The organism is Alteromonas sp. CH_MED4-4 (genome assembly GCF_037029575.1).
Classification (GTDB): Bacteria; Pseudomonadota; Gammaproteobacteria; order Enterobacterales; family Alteromonadaceae; genus Alteromonas; species Alteromonas macleodii.
Window position 1 is genome coordinate 67,193 of record NZ_JAYMEU010000021.1, and the last position, 16,448, is coordinate 83,640.

Genomic DNA, 16,448 nt, shown 5'->3' on the forward strand with positions numbered 1-16,448 from the left:
TACTTTAACCACAAAGTGTGTTGATCTGCAATTTATTTTGCTCGAAAATTACTCTTTCCACACTACGTTTGCGAATTTCCCTTTAAGTGAGTACTCGTAAATAGCGCGTATTTTAAAGTAGTTATTACCGTATAGATTTACTTTTTTACCTAACTTAGCCGCCGCAATGGCTACGTGCAGCCTGTTGGTGTTCACCGTTTCAAAGGCGTTAATGTGTGATAAAAAACGAAATGTAGACAGCTTGGCCAGCTTAGGTTCGCATGAACTCAATTCATACAGTGCCGATACGTCAACGTTGTCTGAGGGAATGGGAATGTCAGTTTTTTCAACGTCTATTCTAAATGCATTGAGTTCACCGCATTGAGGTTTGCTCGGGTAGGAATGACCAAACAGTGATTTTAAAGTGTAGGCAAGGTAGTGCTTCAGCGATATACCAAAATCTTCATTTTTAAAGAGTGCGCGGCGCTTCAATTCTGATCCAACACTACCCAACTCCGATTGGCTGGAAGGTTTTGATAGCATCTTTTCCACATCTGCGCTTAACACCATGTCATCGTGAAGGTATACGTTGGCTCTTGTTACCATTTTGCTAGCAAATTCATAAGACACTCGTTCTCGACAAAAGAGATGAACGGTTTCAGGAAGCGATTGCAATAACTCTTCTGCACCAAAAAGCGTGTGAGGTAACAATATAAAGGCTTTCACGCGAGAAGCGTATTTTTTGATGTAATAACCAACACGGCTATTTTCACCACCAAAATTGCCGCCTCCACCATAAACAAGAATATCATTGTCTGAAATATCTTTTTCTGACTGGCAGCATTTGTACTCTATATTGTTTCTTTCAAAAAATTGATACGTTGCACATGCGATAAGTGAGTCACCTGCATTGCCAGGATTGGGAAGGTAGTTTACCTTTCCACCAAGCTGTTGGATTAACACTACCAACTCATCATCTTTCTCTTTATTCATTTTAGTTTCTTTTCAATCCAGCTATAACAATCGTCAAATGCATCCTGCTCTTCATAAAGATAATGCATGCCATGTAAGTCATTCACTTTTACTGCGAGGTTTGAGTGCCATTTTACGTCGCTATTTTGTTCTATCTCGTAGTCTCTTATCACGTCTTGCATCATTTGAGTGGCTACGTCGCAATTCCTGTTGTTTAAAATATACTCTCTTGGAGAGAAGGTTCCCTCACTGTTTAATAAACTCAATATCTTAATTTCAAGATCTTGCTCGTTTGCAAAGAAACCTGTTTGTGCATTTATAAAATCGTATTTTTCACCATAATTATGGTTTTCTCTCATTATTACCGGTGTATCACACAGCATTCCTTCAATAATAGCCCTGTTGTTACCCTCAAACTTTGACCACAAGACGTTTATTTTTGCCCGCTTATATAATTCAGCGACTTCTTGAGGTGTTATCCATTCGTAAATCTTTACATTGTCAGCAAGCCCCATTTCATCTGCATACGAAAGGATATCAGATTGTGATATGTCACCAGGGTATCCGACTAATACAATCTTGAAGTCGGGCTTTCTTGACACTACGCCCTTCAAAGCTTGGAAAAGTGCTCTGTGACGCTTGTACTTCGCCCATGCAGCCACAACAATTAAATCTATGTCTCTTTCTTCATCTTTAAGGGGGGGAGCGAAATTCTTATAATTTATAAACCAGCTTGGGCCGACCTTAATTGGAATAAGATTTGAATTGAGTGCTTTAACGAAGTTGTAGTCTCTTTCTTCATAGGTTTGAATGAAAATTGGAAACTTTAGCTGCGTGTAAATAAGAATATTCGACTCGCAAAACCCTGCCCAACTAGGCTCTAGAATGAGATGATAATTTTCTAAAATTTCTTCTGCTTTGAAAAAGCGTAGGAACAAAGGGAAGTAGTAACTATAGTTAATAATAATTACGCCTTTCTCAGACCCATTTGGCTTTTTCAGTACGGTGATAATTCCATTTAGCATCTTTTCAGGTTCGGTAAAGAATTCCGCCGTATTTGATAGAGGCTCAACGGCATTAATAAATGCGTCCTGTATTTCGTTTTCATATTGCTGACCGTTAACGAAATACCGTTTAGCGTACTCTACACCTAGTGAGTAACTGCCAGACCACCCCGTTCTGAAAACTGCTGAAACCAGAGCGAACGCCTTACTTCTAGAACCAAGTTTCCATAGTGCAAATGCACATAACCTTACACACGCAACAAGTAGCCCTTTTTTGCTGTTGTGATCGAACTTAATAAACTCTATTAATCGATCCTTACTATGTCCCAACTTCATATTTATCGCTTCTTTTGGGTGATTAAGTTAACAAAAGTTCGCAATATGCGCTTAACGCTCATAGCATTCCCTTTACATAGAAAAAGATTTAACGAACATTGCAAAGAGAAAAGGTGATCGTTTTTCTCTTCAGCGATATAAGAAAAAATAAGATAAGCACGGCATTTAGCTTCTTTTTTTAACGTGCTGTTTCTCAATTCTTCGTCGTTGAAGGTTTCATCAAGAATTTCGAGATGTACAGGTAATAATGAGCGTGCATTGCGAGACGTAGATTGTGGTTGTACCCTATAATCTAAAAGCACTTCGTTACATAGAACGATTGGATGCTCTTTAGCAATTTGAAGCCATAGTTTCCAGTCTTCCAGCGCTTGAAGTGCCTCATCAAAGCCGTTGTATTTTTCATACACGCTTTTTCTGATTACTAAAGAAGACGTTGTGAGAAAGTTTTCAATCGCAAGCTGCTTGAATATTAAACCGCTAAATAAACGGCTGTATGTAGAACGGTAAACGGTTTTATCGTCAAAGCCGATTCCTACGTAGCGAGAGTCGCAGTGAGACCAATCGGCCTCTCCAAGCGAAATGAGTTGCTTTTCTAGCTTATTGGGATACCAGACGTCGTCCGAGTCACAAAAGGCTAATATCTCTCCTGAGGCTTTTGATATCGCTGTATTTCGAGCTGCCGAAACACCTTTGTTTTTCTGAGATAATACAACAAGACGATTGTCTGTCTCAGCCCATCTTTTCGCAATAATGAGTGTTTCATCAGTCGAGCCATCATCTATTATAATAAGCTCAAGATTTTCAAACGTTTGATCCAAAATACTGCTAATAGATTCCCCTATAAAAGACGAAGAATTATAAGCGGGCATAATGACACTAACTTTTTTGTTATTTTGATTCAGCATTTTCTGTAGTTGCTTTGAGTTTATAAGTCAGAAAAAGAGGAGGCCTTGCATATTTCCCTAAAGTGTCCCCTTTTGTTAGTGAAATGTACAACTTTCTTTGTTCTTCATCGTAATCAGCTCCGCCAATTGCTAGCCCTTTGAAGCTGGTGGGTAATGGAAATTTTCCATGTTCATATGGTTGCAGCGAATGAGGCAGCGCTAAACCGAGCTTCACCCGTAGTAGGTCTGCAATATCCCATGCCCAGTAATAGCTGTAGTAGTCGTCCGCGTCGAATGGACAAGGTCCGCCGCATTGGTGGCCATTGCTTTGCTTTATTTTATAGCCTATTCCGCTCTCGTGGCCTGCCGATTTCCCAAGCGTCAGGTAGGTACGCGTTCCAGGCACGATGAAACCAAATGAAGCACCAGATGACAGGGTCCACATTTTGTTACGGCCATCGCTGTTGAGGCTCAAGGAACGATAATCAGGTTGAATTTTATAAACACTCTGATCAAAGAGAGGCTGTCTCATAGAAAAATCTAGTAAGGCCTCAGTCTCCACCGAACCGGATGGACCATAAACAACGCTTTTTCTTGGGTTAAATGCAAACGCAGTGGGGCCAATGGATAGCCGAGAAGCTATCGAAGCATTTGATTGAGAGCCAGTTATGTGCGTAGCCTCAAAAAGTGCCTGTAACTCTTGCGGTATTTCACTTAACCATCCTGCAGCGTGAGCGGCGCCTTCCAATTGATAAGGGCCGTACATTTTGCTGCTCGCTAGGTTGCTTGCCTGCCAAATCATTATGCTGGTATCTGTTTCGGTGCCATTAGCGTCATACCAATTTATGTAGTTGACCATAAGAGCATCATCAATCTGCTTGATACCGGTAATGCGAAAGTAACCGGCAATTCCCGTCGAAACACGGGGCGTATTATTGATAGATTGAAAACCCTGTAAAACGTAGGTTCCAACCTCAAAGTCTTCTATATCTTTGGAGGCAACTATTGGAGGGATTGATATTTCACCAACACCGCCAAACTGAGGGTGACTGGCGACAAATATTGACTTTTTCGAAGCGCTTAAACTAAATATACCAAGTGAGAAGTCGATCGTTGCTTTCGCGTTATCGCTCGTGGCTTTTGTTGTTAATCTGAATCCTCCTTCATATTCCCAGGATGAAATAGGAATTCTAGGGGATTTGAGCATTGTGAAAGCGTCGCGTATCCAACTACAATCAAGCAGTTGTGGTTTACTTTTACTGTCCTTTAATCCCAGTTCTTGAAATACAGTTCGCTTTTTTTCTGTACAATCTTCTTCGGCAAAAGTTGGTGCGCCAAAAGACAACATGGCAATCAAAATTAATGAATCTAAAAAGCGATGTGATGAAGCCATTGTTAGTTTTCCATCGTCTCAAAATAAATTGAAGTGTAGTGCGAGACCATAGTGTTAGCGGAGAACTTCTCACAAAAAATATTATAGCCGTTTTCACCCATCGCCTTTAATTTTAGGGGTGAAGAGCTCAGTGTTTCAATTGCATGTGAGAAAGAAGAGCAGCAACCGTTAGGTGTTACCAATCCATTCTGTTGGTCTATTATAATTTCAGGGTTGCCGCCAGCATCTGTAACAATACACGGTTTAGAGAGTGACATTGCCTCCAGCAGCGTCATCGACGTTCCTTCACTAAGCGAGGAAAGCAGAAAAACATCCATTAAATCTATAATCTGTGAAGGGTCTTTAATATAACCGGTAAACCGAACTTTGTTTGAAATGCCTTCTTCTTTAACGATTGTCTCAAGAGTAGGCCGTAACTCACCATCACCCACAAGCAAAAGTATCAGGTTGTTTCTGTCACGTAGCGCCTTTGAAAACGCTTTTATCATCATCTCTTGGTTTTTAATTGGATCGAAGCGCGCTACAGTGCCAAGAATGATACAGTCGTCTGGTAGTTTCAAACGCTCCTTCAATGCGTTCTTCGCCTCATTATCACTGTCCAAAGGCTTTATCCCGTTGTAAATCACCTTTACATCGCTTTTTGGAATAGCTTCAAACTCTTCAAGTGCAGTTTTTGTTGCTTCTGATATTGCCGTAACAGCTGACGTAAACTTATTTAGAATAGGATTTACTAGCTTTCGTTTCCAACTTGAGGAATCTGGGTAAAACCTGCCATGCTCGGTGAATATGACCTTAGTTTTTGTAAAAGCCGCGGCTAAAGTGCCGTAAACCCAGGGCGTATACTGATGACAATGCAAAATATCGATATCGTTGTCTTTGATATGTTTTCTTATTTTACTAATTAGCGATCTGTCAAAGCCAGGTTGACGTTCTTCAACCGCTATTGGCGTGCCAGATGCTTTTAAGTCTTCGCCCCAAGGGCCCAGTGGCGCTTCAATGCAATAAATCGACATTTCGATATTCGCATCACTATTTCCCTCAATGATGTTTTTAATCACCATTTCAGTACCACCAATGCGCATGTCAAAAGTTACGTGCATGACTCTCATTGCTGCGTAACCTCTTGTGTTAAGGCATAACGTTCAAACCACATTTGATACATCAACATGCTCCACAGTACTATGCCGTGGTCAGCTTTACGCGTTTGATGTTCTTCCCAAAGTTTCTTTATAACACCGCTATCGAATACGTCGTTAAGCCCACGCTGTGTATCAATGATTTGAGATTCGGACAGTGATTTCAATTCACCTCTAAACCACTCATCCAGCGGCGTGCTAAAGCCCATTTTCTTTCTATACAGCAGTGAATCGGGGATAAAAGGCTTAAAGACTTCTTTAAGTAAGTATTTTTTCTCACCGTCGCGATATTTCTGTGAAGAGGGCAGGGTCGCGGCGAACTCTGCAACTTGGTAATCCAGAATAGGCGCTCGTACTTCTAACGAATTTGCCATACTCATGCGGTCGACTTTTACCAAGATGTCGCCTGTCATGTAGGTCTTGATGTCGGTGTAAAGAATTTTGCTTAAATGATCCGGACCGTCGGCTTTGTTATACATGTCTAAGGTATATTGACTAGGATGGTAATCGGCGAGCTGCTGTGCAACCTCAGGCTTAACTAAGCTTTGCCACATTTCATCTGTCATCATACTGTTAGTGATGTAAAAGCCCATAGCAGGCTCGTGAGATAAGCTTGTGAGTAATGATTTCGCTTTTTTACCGACTGTGCCTGGCACTTTTCCAGCTAATTTCGCTAAGTGTGGAAAAACAGACTTTCGGACCGCTTCGGGAAACTTGTTTCTTAGCTTGTTTTCAACATCGTCAATCGAGTACTTTTCGTAGCCAGCGAACATCTCATCGCCGCCGTCTCCCGCGAGCGCAACGGTTACAGCCTTTCTTGCCAGTTCCGAAACGAAGAAGGTCGGCACTAACGAGGGGTCAGCAAAAGGTTCATCAAAAAAGCTCACGATATGTTCTAGTCTGTCGCTAACGTTTTGGTGAACGGTAAATTCATGGTGCTCTGTTTCGTATTTTTCAGCTATTTCACGAGCGAAATCCGCTTCGTTAAATGCTTTATCATCAAATCCTATGGTACAGGTTTTTACTGGAGTTTCGCTGGCTTGTGCCATCATAGCGACAACACCCGAGCTATCCACACCGCCGCTTAAGAAAGCGCCAAGCGGAACATCACTGATCATTCTTTGTTTAGTGACTTTTTCAAGTAAGGTCTTTAACTGCGCTTTATTGGCATCTTCACTGGCATTTGTGGTGTTTTTAAAGCTCAAATCCCAATATTCATGAATGCTGAAACCGTCTTTATTAAGAATTAAATAATGAGCAGGTGGTAACTTGTGAATGTGCTTAAAAATACTCTTTGGGTCGGGAACGTATTGATATGCAAAGAAGTCATATACGGCGTCTAAGCGAATTTCTCTTGGAATGTTCTCCAACGCCAATATAGCTTTAATCTCAGAACCAAACGCAAATCGACCATTATCATTAAAATAGTACAGGGGTTTTTTACCCAATCGATCTCGTGCAATAAACAGTTCTTGCTTGTTTTTGTCCCACAGAGCAAAGGCAAACATTCCGTTTAGTTTATCTAAACACTTGGTTCCTTCGCGTGCGTATAGCTCTAATATAACTTCGGTATCTGTATGACTTTTAAATATAACACCGTCGTTTTCAAGCTCGGCTCGCAATTCAAGGAAGTTGTAGATCTCGCCATTAAAAACAATAACCAAGTCACCCTCTTTTGAGTACATGGGCTGATTGCCTGCTTCTGAAAGATCAAGAATACTTAGCCGCCTATGACAAAGGCCGATATGTTCATCGATATACATGCCGCTGGCATCTGGGCCTCTGTGATGAATAGCCTTGTGCATAGCTTCTAATGAAGTTTCACCGCCTTCGTTGAAATTAAAAAGGCTAAATCCTGCAATGCCACACATGAATGGTTATCCCTACAAACTGATATAAGGTCGAAGAATTGACCCAGTTACAATGGTAAATTTTAAGGGAAGTTCACGCCAAATGTTTTCGGCCATTTCTCTAACCCTGCTTGAGCCTGACTCAGCGTCGCTTTTAGCGTCTATCAACTCATTATTTTTATCAAAACTCTGCCAGTTAAGCAGTTGAGGTTCTGCGCCCCATTGTTTTTTAAATTTATATGTACCTTCTTCAAAGGTTGAGCGGCCAAAGTCAAAAACTTTCACGCCATTGTCGGCGCAATGGGAAAGCAAAGACCAATACAACAACATATTAGGAGCAAGGCGATTGAAGTCACGAAGTGTTGAGGCCCATGGAATAGAAACGTTGTCACCCGATTTTATGATAACGCCACCACCAATAGGCTGGCCATCGTGATAAACCACGCTAATTAAACTACTTTGGCCGTAACTTTTTATAATTGCCTTAAACCATTTTTCGGCATGAACAGGAGAGCCGAGATCTCTCATGTTTTGAGCATATACGTTGTAGAAATCACTTACTAGGACGTTCGATGTGCCTAACTCAAAGGTAAGCCCATTTTTTTCCGCCTTCCTTATTTGGCTGCGTAATTTAGATTTGAAACTTGATAACAGTATTTCACTTGACTCAGGCAGTGGCAAAAGCATACGTACTTTTTTGTTTTCAAACTGGATTTTGTCTAAAGGTGATTGTTCTATACCTCTAATTTCCAATTTTTTTCCTGTTACGTTTCGCATCTGCGCAACAAGAAGCGCATGCATGTCATTTAACACCTTGTCGTTGTCGGCTAAGCCATAGCCTACATCGCAATAAGGTAAAGAACATATTTGTTTGCCCAGTAAAGGTATATTCATTAAAACAGCAGGGAAAACACCAACAACTTGCCCCGTATTAGCACATGTGGCAATAACGCCAAGCATTGAATGACCGTAAGCGGCCTTTACCGCTTCAAGCCACGCAAACTTGTGATAAGCGGAAGCATTTTTGTGTTGTGATACATAGGCATCCCACAAAGGTTTGTCGCTGGCTGACGCTATTCGTAACTTTGTATTTTGTTGTGCCGTCATTAATTTTGCTCACCTTTAATAACACCGCTTGAAGCGCTGCGGTTACTTAAATGCACCTTGGCTTCTGAGATAGTGCAAAATTTAACATTGGCATTTTTCGCTAAGTGTTGAGTAACAACCTCAATGCGCTGGCATATTGTTTCAAATGCATTTGGCCCATCTAAAAGGCCCGTTGCTCCGTCGATTAAACTAGAGCTGTGTAAGTACATATGAATAACGGGTTGTTTTTTCTGAATGCTTTGATCGACTAACGCAAGCATGTCTTCGATTTCGGTAAGCTCTGGACTCAAATAAATCTTTCTTAAAAGTTTACTGTGCCAAAGCAGACCGACAGATTTAACCCAATTAAAGGGCGGTTTAGATAGTCGATTATGAATGCGTTCACCAAGAGAGAAGTTTTGAATATTAAACCCTGCGGTAACAGGGACCTCAAGCAGTTGACGCTGCTCTCCAGGAGCCAGTGCGTTGTCAAACGAAGGCCAATATGGCGATTCTGGTGCACCTAGGCAGCTAAAATAGTCGTTCCTGTAAAAAGGATAAACGCTTGAATCTACTACATAGCCTCTTGATGCAAGTAATCTAAGCATTTTGGCACTTACGCCCCATCGCCCGCTTCTAAAGGACTGTGGGCGAACGCCTATTTCGTCGTGTAAAAGGGCGTTTAGTGCATCGAGTTTTTGCTCTACTTGCTCTAAAGGAAGGTTTATTACGTGAGATTCCGCTTCGGTTGTCTTACCGAAATAGGGAGGGTTACACCAAGGGTGTAGATGTGCTCCAATTTCCGCGCTGTTAGACTTAGCAAAGGTTCGCAGAGTTTGACTGCCAACATTATTGCTTGCAACGGCGTAATCAACAAAATACGTAGGACGGATACCAAGACTTTCACAGAAAGTTTGAAATGCAGGAAGCTTTTCAACGTTTTCAACTGAACAGTTATGCTGCGGAAACTCTTCGTCCCACTGCCATTCTTCTTCAGTATCAATAGTTAAAACAAATAACACGTCCTGTTTATGCATTTACACTCTCTTTCAGGATTCCTTTGAATAATTCAAGGTATTCATCAGCCATTCTCTTAGCAGAGAAATTGGATTCTACAAACGACTTTGAGTTTTGAGCTAGTGAGGTGGCGAGTGCTTTGTCATCTAGCAGTCTCTCCCAATCTTTCTCAAGCTGCTTGCTGTTGTGAAGAGGAGCCAATAAACCAGACTCGTTGTGTGTTATTAGCTGGTCAATACCCGCAATGTCATAAGCAGACACCGGAATTTCCATGGCGCATGCTTCCATTAAGCAGCGAGGGATGCCTTCAAGCGTCGACGTCATTACGAACAAGTCAAAGTCGCGCAGCAGCTGTAACCTGTCATTTCTAAAGCCTAAAAAATGAATGTCGCTGGCACTAGCCAGTGTTTTTGAATACGCCTCTAAACTGGGGCGGTCTTCGCCGTCACCCAGCAGTACTAATTCAATATCTTGACGCTTTTTATATAAAGACTCGAAGCAGTCTAAAATGGCTTTTATATTTTTCCGGCTGATCATTTGGCCCACAAAGCCAATGGTCTTCTTTTCTTTTGGCTTGTCTGTTTTTGTTTGTCTAACGGCTTCTACTTCAGACAAATCTACGCCATTTTGGATATACTCAAGCTTGTCAGGCGATATATTAAACTTCTCCACATCACTCATTAGTTGTTTAGAAAGTGGAACAACTTTGTCGGCAAAGCGCATCGACTGACATCCTAACCAAATAAAGAGACGGAGTTTCAAGTCGGCAGCATTTTCAAAGCCGTGGGGTGTTACAACACACGGAATACCTGCTTTTCTAGCCGCCATTACGCCCAAAATATCTGACTTGTAACCGTGAGTATGGATAATATCGATATCTTGTTCTTGAATTAAATCCGCCAATTTCGAAACGGCACGCAGGTCAAAACGACCCTGCATAGGAATGTGGTGAGTTTTTCCTATCGCTTTGAACTGTTTTACAAGCTCTAGCTCTTCTGTACCGGGCTCTAAGGTAACAACAAGTTCACTCGAAACACTATCTGGCAAATGCTTTGATAACGCTAACACCCATCTTTCTGCACCGTAAAAACCGGTTGAACAAATAAACTGTAAAACTTTCATTGTTATTTATGCGAGCTGGTACTAACAGCGCCGCGTACTCCTATTAATGTTCCAAGTGCTCTAGCCGGAAAATAAAGCAGATAAAAAAGTGAGCAATGCCACCAAGTTACTTGCTGCTTAACAAGCCTTTTTAGTCGCCACGTGTACGCTGTAAAAGGCAGTAAAGCGCCTACTAACATAACTATAGCGACAATAGGTTGCGAGAATATTATCGCGAGAAAAGCCAGTAAAAGACCACCTGTAAATGCAAAAGGAACAACAAAACTTGGCCACTCTCTGAGCGGAATGCGCCTTCCTTTTAAAGATGCAATATTGGACTGGCCACGCCATATTTCTTTTTTATACATCGGTGCGTAAGCTTTGTCTTCGCCAATGTGAATATACTGGGTTTGTGAGGTATAAAACAACTCACCTAATTTACTAACCTTATCGGTAAAGAAATAATCTTCACAAGTAAGAAGGTGTTCAGGAAACTTACCAGCTGCTTCAAATGTTTCCTTTAAAAGAAATAAGTTGCGGCCAGGTAAAAAACTGACAGGCACATCAAGTTCAGCATTGCTTAACGCCGTTCTTATTATCTCTAAAGGCGGCGCGTTAGGGCTGTTTACCTGCATGGCGCTGACTAGAGCCGTATTGTCTCGTGTTTTGAGAGTATCAATCATCACGTCTAGCCAATTCGAGGCAAGTGCAACATCTGCGTCTAAAAATGCCAAGTATTCACCTGTCGCCAAGCCGGCGCCCAGATTCCTAGAATGTGAAATCGTGTTATTTTCGTCGTTATATACAACTCGCAAATTTACTGTTTCGATAAATGCGCTGAGCGTATTTGAAATTTCTTTATTCTGACTTACCAAAACAACTTCGTATTGTTCTTTAGGTGTTGTTAGGCCCGCAATACTTGTTAGTGTTTCAATGAGCATGTCTTCACGCCCCTTATGAGGAATGATAAAAGACGTATTAATACTCATGGTTTACCTAACCATTTTTGAAGTTGTGGAAAACGTTTCACTAGCTGTTTTCTCTCTCTTGACGGAGATAAATCGATAAGGTTGGACAAAAGAAAACTCAATGAATTGGATTTTTCTGTTAATGCCTGACCTTTTTGTGTAGAAGTCGATGAAAGAGGGCGGGCAGCCTGCTTAAAACCGGAGTAATGACCGTTTTGCATCATTAAACAAAGTACGCGCGTGGTACTCGTTTCTGTACTCGTACTAAGGCGTTGAAAAATTGTATCTGCTAGTTGCTCGGCTTTTTGCTCAGCAAGTGTACGTTGGGCTTCAGTTAAATAGTTAGATGCAAAATGCAGTACGCATAGTTTTCTTAGGTCTTGCCCACTCCACGTTTGATTCGGAAACTCAAGAATGTCAGGCTTGTCCAGATAAGCATATTCGTTCACAGTCATCCAATTGGCATAGTGAGTAAGTGAGTCTACTGCGTATTGATAGCTCGAGTCATATTCACAGCGCTGTTCTTTAAGTGATATAAATCGGCAAACTGCTTGTAGGAATACAGTATAAAACCACGTTGCTTCGACATTATCCAATTGCAATTGGTCGAAGTCATCGGTGGGGGAGACCGTATTCGCTATAATATAGGACGCTGCTTCAATGTCACTATCACAACCTTGTAGTTCGTATCTATCTAGCCTTGCTTGCAGGTAGTTACCCGTACCTCTGTCTAGAGGATACTTTCCTGTTTTTACATTTTTAACACCAGGAATATCGCTATTTTTAAACGCAAGCAGGGCGCCTACAAACGTACCGTCGCCTTCATAATAATTGGTTACCCATTGCGTTATGGATAATGCGGCGTCTCGAGACGGTGTGTAGCCAGTAAGCAAATGATGCAAAGTGAGACCATTGGTATAACAATGTTGCCCACCCGGACCGCCGCCTCCAGCATGATCATCGTAAACACCAGACGGCTGATGTTTAGAGTACGTTCTATGAGAAGCTGTATATGCCTGAACATAATGGTCGGTATGCCAAAACAGTCCGCCGCTATACTCGGGCTTATCGTCACTGGTGTGATAAACATCAATATCTGCAACGTGCTTGGCAAGATCATCGGCTAGTTCAAACCAACGAGGATCGCCGCTTAACAACCACTGCATCAGCATTCCAAATATAGGGTCGTATTGATTGTTGTAATGTGACACGAAAAAGGGCTCGTCAGGTACGAGTGCCTTTTCGTGATCCGCATACAGCTCACCAAAATGTCGCCAGCCAAATTCGTCGATATCGAGCCGCTTTTGATAAAAAGAAGACGAACCTTCAATGCCATTTTTTATAAGTGAGTCAAACTCACATGATTTAGAAGGGAGAAAAGGCAAAACAGATGCGTTTTTTAACCAAGCGCTATCAATGACTACCTGCAGCGATTGTATGTTAAAAGTTGCGATTGAAATGCGTCTTGTTTTTTGTTCACCGGGCTGGAGTTCAGTATTCTCACTATGCCTAGAGCCTAACAAGCTAACGCTCAAACTATCTGCTGATAGATGTGCTGAAGAAGGAAAATTTTGCCAAAACTTATCAACATCAATAAAAAAAGTGCTACCGCTGTTCGAAATCTTAATTTGTGGTTTTGCTTGGTCACCCGAAAGCAATAAGTGCTCTGGTTGGTAAAGTTTAAAACCGCGAAACGGAAGCGAGTTAACGTTGTCTTGATTTACATGAACTGGACTTTGCCAGTTTTCAAAACCACTGGAAGCCTGATGAAGTGTCAGCTCTTCATGTTCAGATGAACTAAATACTTCAGAATTTAGCGTTAGCGTCGACGTAAGCGATTGACCTGTGAGCGAGATACAGCATTCTTTTAAATAAATACTGTTTGGGTCTCCCAAGTCCCACTTCCCATTTGGGTGTGACGCAGCACTTGGGTTTCGCATTGTTAAATGAGCACAAACCGTTCCGGTTCTAAGGAAGATTGACGCCTCTGTTTCAACAATCAGCTTTTTATCGCTGCCAAGCCTAATCTCGTATTTTTGTTCAACGGTTAATGCGCTGTATTCGTTGTTATTGCAATGAAGAGCATAAGAGAATGCAATAGGGGTTATCGATTGAGGAGTAATATCAACAATATCGAAAGAGCTGGATAAGTGCTTGTCGGTTACAAACTCAAAAGGCTTGGCTTTGTTAATTGTGAATGTTTTGCCACTGCCCAGAGACAGTGAAAGCGCCTCATCGTTATTGTTTACAGGTGAGACAAGCTTGTTCGATGGTGAGTCGATCTCCACCGCTTCTAACGTCAGAACTATTTCATCGCTTACTGAATGATGCTGTAAATCAATCAAGCCTTCACATAACAACCACTTTATTGAACCATCTGGCCATAGCTGCGAGGTTTTGATAAAAGTATCAGTTAAGAGTATTCCGTTTGCGGCAAGCCGAAATTGAGTGACGGCGGGCCACATTCCCTTAGGGCAGGGCAACCCTGTTTTAAAATGTCCGTACGTCTCTTTGGCTAAAGAGGCAACCTGGATAGTTCCAACCGTTTGTGTCATTACTGCTTTCTTTATTTCTTCCGTGAGCAATGTTCTTGATGAACATATGCATAATGACTCTAGTATGCCAATGGAATTGCCACTTGTGTAGCCTTCATCACTAATTTGTTACTTTGACCTTATATTTGCTTCGAAGTAGTATGACTACAGGACAAATAAAAACACTAAAGATAGCTTGGAAGGCGCTGATGTCGAAAGTTTGCGTGTTGTCGCAACGAGTACCGTATCCCCCAAATAAGGGCGAAAAACTTAGAACATATCATCAAATTGAATTTCTAAATCGCTTAGGGTACGAAGTCGAAGTTTTTTCTCTCATAGAAACTGCAGAAGATAAGAAAAATGCCGAAGCGTTAGCCAAGCATCTTGGAATTTCGGTTAATTCTTATCAGTTAGGTAGTAAATTCACGCGTTATGCTTCGGCCTTACTGCAAGGTTTGCCCATAAGTGTTGGGGCGTTTTACTCAAAAGCACTTCAACATGTTATTGATGAAAAACTGAAAGAGGGTAAGGATGCGCTGCTGTTAACCGCGTCGAGTTTAAGCTATTACATCTTCAGCTCGCCTTATTACAACAATACCCATTGTCGCTTGTTTATGGACTTTATGGACGTTGATTCAGATAAGTGGGCGCAATACGCAGATTCTTCTTCCTTCTTAATGCGCTACGTATACCAGCGTGAAAGCAAAGGTATAAAAAAGCTTGAGGCGAAAACAAACCAACGGTTTGATGAGTGCTTTTTGATTGCAAGGGAAGAGGCGCAGCTATTTAATTCTTCAGTAGACTCATCGAAAGCGATAACCGTGCTTGGAAACGGATTAGACTTCGATGCGTTTTATCCAGCGAAAACACAGCCTTGCGCGGCTACAATAAGCACTGGGCCGCATTTCTTGTTCACGGGCGTGATGGACTACAAACCTAATGTAGACGCAGTTCTTTGGTTTGTTAAAAATTGCTGGCCACTCATTCGTGAAAAAGCGCCGAATGCAAAATTTACCGTGGGTGGTATGAACCCTGTTGAAGAAATAAAGGCGTTGTCAGACCGCGATGGCATAGATGTCACGGGCTTTGTCGATGATATATTGCCTTATTTTCACCAAGCTCATGCGTTTGTGGCGCCATTTAGGTTGGCAAGGGGCGTGCAGAACAAAGTGCTTCAAGCGGCAGCATGTAAATTACCGATAATAACCACGTCTATGGGAGCTGAAGGGATCTCGTTTGCCAACGCCGACAGCATGTGGATAGTAGATGACGTGGACAGCTTTGTAGCTGCATGCGTGGAAAGTATTGAGAACTTTGAGCTATCACAACATAAAGCTCAACGTAGCTATCAAGCATTAGTTAGCGAATATAGCTGGGAACAACAACTGAGCCCGTTGAAAGTGGCAATGGCACGAATATGAAATCAATAATTAAGAAGAGTTTTTTTGCCCTTTGTGCACTTGTAATGTTTCCTTTCACGCTTATGTATTTAATGCTGTCTATTGTGGTAAACAAAGACTCGCTGCTTTCCTCTTTTAGCCAGCTGCTATCGCTTATACCCGGTAAACTAGGGTGTTATTTACGTTCGGGCTTTTATCGGTTTGTCATGACCTCGTGTGCGCCAAACGTTCTCATCGGTTTCGCCACGTTGTTTTCACAACAAGATACTGAGATTGACGAGGGGGTGTACATAGGGCCGCAATGTAACATTGGTAAATGCGCAATTGGGAAAAATACTTTGTTGGGAAGCGGTGTGCACATTATGAGTGGCAAAGGACAACATAATTTTTCTGACCCAGAAAAGCCGATTAAAGATCAGGGCGGCGTTTTCACCAAAGTCTCTGTAGGAGAGAACTGTTGGTTGGGCAACGGTGCATTGGTTATGGCCAATATTGGCAGAGGAAGTGTGGTAGCAGCAGGTTCTGTAGTTATTGATGATGTGCCTGCGGGGGTTATAGTAGGTGGGAACCCTGCGAAGGTCTTGCGTGCTTTGCGAGAGTAACTGCTGCATTTGCCAAATAATTTCTCAATCGTGTGAGAACACCTTTGAATGTCATCGTTGGAATTTGTAACGAGTGAAATACAACAGTGTCATTGGACAAAGTTTGTTTGGAGACTGTAACTAATTTTGTGTAACTGCCTATCTCAATTTACTCTATAGAGAGTTAAGGATAGGCAGATGAACATG

The 16,448-nt window shown here is 41.8% G+C and carries 13 protein-coding genes; 2 read left to right on the forward strand and 11 right to left on the reverse strand.

The window, feature by feature from the left end:
• Window positions 1-48 precede the first annotated feature (48 nt).
• From WA381_RS14620 to WA381_RS14670, 11 genes are read right to left on the reverse strand one after another with little or no spacing between them, the layout of a single operon-like run.
• The gene (locus WA381_RS14620) at window positions 49-972 is read right to left on the reverse strand and encodes a polysaccharide pyruvyl transferase family protein (protein WP_069944651.1); all 924 of its coding nucleotides are present in this window, start codon (window positions 970-972) and stop codon (window positions 49-51) included.
• Complete coding sequence (locus WA381_RS14625; RefSeq protein WP_231506523.1) at window positions 969-2,291, reverse strand: glycosyltransferase; 1,323 nt, start codon at window positions 2,289-2,291, stop codon at window positions 969-971. Before WA381_RS14625 ends, WA381_RS14620 begins: the two co-directional genes overlap by 4 nt.
• A 2-nt stretch (window positions 2,292-2,293) precedes the next feature.
• Window positions 2,294-3,160: a glycosyltransferase family 2 protein gene (locus WA381_RS14630; RefSeq protein WP_170826513.1), complete on the reverse strand. Its 867-nt coding sequence runs from the start codon at window positions 3,158-3,160 to the stop codon at window positions 2,294-2,296.
• Between the two features lie 19 nt (window positions 3,161-3,179).
• Window positions 3,180-4,568 (reverse strand): hypothetical protein, encoded by a 1,389-nt coding sequence (locus WA381_RS14635; protein WP_069944648.1) that lies wholly within the window; start codon window positions 4,566-4,568, stop codon window positions 3,180-3,182.
• A gap of 2 nt (window positions 4,569-4,570) precedes the next feature.
• Entirely contained in the window at window positions 4,571-5,668 is a 1,098-nt protein-coding gene (locus tag WA381_RS14640; RefSeq protein ID WP_231506522.1) for a glycosyltransferase, read from the reverse strand.
• Window positions 5,669-5,673: 5 nt separating this feature from the next.
• On the reverse strand, window positions 5,674-7,575 hold the full coding sequence (asnB, locus tag WA381_RS14645; protein WP_069944646.1) for an asparagine synthase (glutamine-hydrolyzing): 1,902 nt from the start codon (window positions 7,573-7,575) through the stop codon (window positions 5,674-5,676).
• 12 nt (window positions 7,576-7,587) lie between these two features.
• Window positions 7,588-8,661, reverse strand: coding sequence for a GNAT family N-acetyltransferase (locus WA381_RS14650; protein WP_069944645.1), 1,074 nt, complete (start codon window positions 8,659-8,661; stop codon window positions 7,588-7,590).
• Window positions 8,661-9,677 carry a polysaccharide deacetylase family protein gene (locus WA381_RS14655; RefSeq protein WP_014977077.1) on the reverse strand — a complete coding sequence of 339 codons (1,017 nt, stop codon included), beginning with the start codon at window positions 9,675-9,677 and terminating at the stop codon, window positions 8,661-8,663. Before WA381_RS14655 ends, WA381_RS14650 begins: the two co-directional genes overlap by 1 nt.
• Window positions 9,670-10,779 (reverse strand): glycosyltransferase, encoded by a 1,110-nt coding sequence (locus WA381_RS14660; protein WP_069944644.1) that lies wholly within the window; start codon window positions 10,777-10,779, stop codon window positions 9,670-9,672. The genes WA381_RS14655 and WA381_RS14660 overlap by 8 nt, the downstream gene beginning before the upstream one ends.
• Before the next feature lie 2 nt (window positions 10,780-10,781).
• Complete coding sequence (locus WA381_RS14665; RefSeq protein ID WP_014977075.1) at window positions 10,782-11,747, reverse strand: glycosyltransferase; 966 nt, start codon at window positions 11,745-11,747, stop codon at window positions 10,782-10,784.
• Window positions 11,744-14,281, reverse strand: a complete 2,538-nt coding sequence (locus tag WA381_RS14670; protein ID WP_069944643.1) for a hypothetical protein — start codon at window positions 14,279-14,281, stop codon at window positions 11,744-11,746. The genes WA381_RS14665 and WA381_RS14670 overlap by 4 nt, the downstream gene beginning before the upstream one ends.
• Before the next feature lie 188 nt (window positions 14,282-14,469).
• Between WA381_RS14670 and WA381_RS14675 the strand changes: the two genes are divergently transcribed.
• Entirely contained in the window at window positions 14,470-15,681 is a 1,212-nt protein-coding gene (locus tag WA381_RS14675; RefSeq protein WP_156086688.1) for a TIGR03087 family PEP-CTERM/XrtA system glycosyltransferase, read from the forward strand.
• On the forward strand, window positions 15,678-16,262 hold the full coding sequence (locus tag WA381_RS14680) for an acyltransferase (protein WP_156086687.1): 585 nt from the start codon (window positions 15,678-15,680) through the stop codon (window positions 16,260-16,262). Before WA381_RS14675 ends, WA381_RS14680 begins: the two co-directional genes overlap by 4 nt.
• The last annotated feature ends 186 nt before the right edge of the window (window positions 16,263-16,448 follow it).

Coding starts and splice junctions, on each gene's coding strand:
- WA381_RS14670 (WP_069944643.1), bottom strand. CDS start 14,281: ATGACACAAACGGTTGGAACTATCCAGGTTGCCTCTTTAGCCAAAGAG.
- WA381_RS14640 (WP_231506522.1), bottom strand. CDS start 5,668: ATGCACGTAACTTTTGACATGCGCATTGGTGGTACTGAAATGGTGATT.
- WA381_RS14680 (WP_156086687.1), top strand. CDS start 15,678: ATGAAATCAATAATTAAGAAGAGTTTTTTTGCCCTTTGTGCACTTGTA.
- WA381_RS14660 (WP_069944644.1), bottom strand. CDS start 10,779: ATGAAAGTTTTACAGTTTATTTGTTCAACCGGTTTTTACGGTGCAGAA.
- WA381_RS14650 (WP_069944645.1), bottom strand. CDS start 8,661: ATGACGGCACAACAAAATACAAAGTTACGAATAGCGTCAGCCAGCGAC.
- asnB (WP_069944646.1), bottom strand. CDS start 7,575: ATGTGTGGCATTGCAGGATTTAGCCTTTTTAATTTCAACGAAGGCGGT.
- WA381_RS14675 (WP_156086688.1), top strand. CDS start 14,470: ATGTCGAAAGTTTGCGTGTTGTCGCAACGAGTACCGTATCCCCCAAAT.
- WA381_RS14630 (WP_170826513.1), bottom strand. CDS start 3,160: ATGCCCGCTTATAATTCTTCGTCTTTTATAGGGGAATCTATTAGCAGT.
- WA381_RS14620 (WP_069944651.1), bottom strand. CDS start 972: ATGAATAAAGAGAAAGATGATGAGTTGGTAGTGTTAATCCAACAGCTT.
- WA381_RS14665 (WP_014977075.1), bottom strand. CDS start 11,747: ATGAGTATTAATACGTCTTTTATCATTCCTCATAAGGGGCGTGAAGAC.
- WA381_RS14635 (WP_069944648.1), bottom strand. CDS start 4,568: ATGGCTTCATCACATCGCTTTTTAGATTCATTAATTTTGATTGCCATG.
- WA381_RS14655 (WP_014977077.1), bottom strand. CDS start 9,677: ATGCATAAACAGGACGTGTTATTTGTTTTAACTATTGATACTGAAGAA.
- WA381_RS14625 (WP_231506523.1), bottom strand. CDS start 2,291: ATGAAGTTGGGACATAGTAAGGATCGATTAATAGAGTTTATTAAGTTC.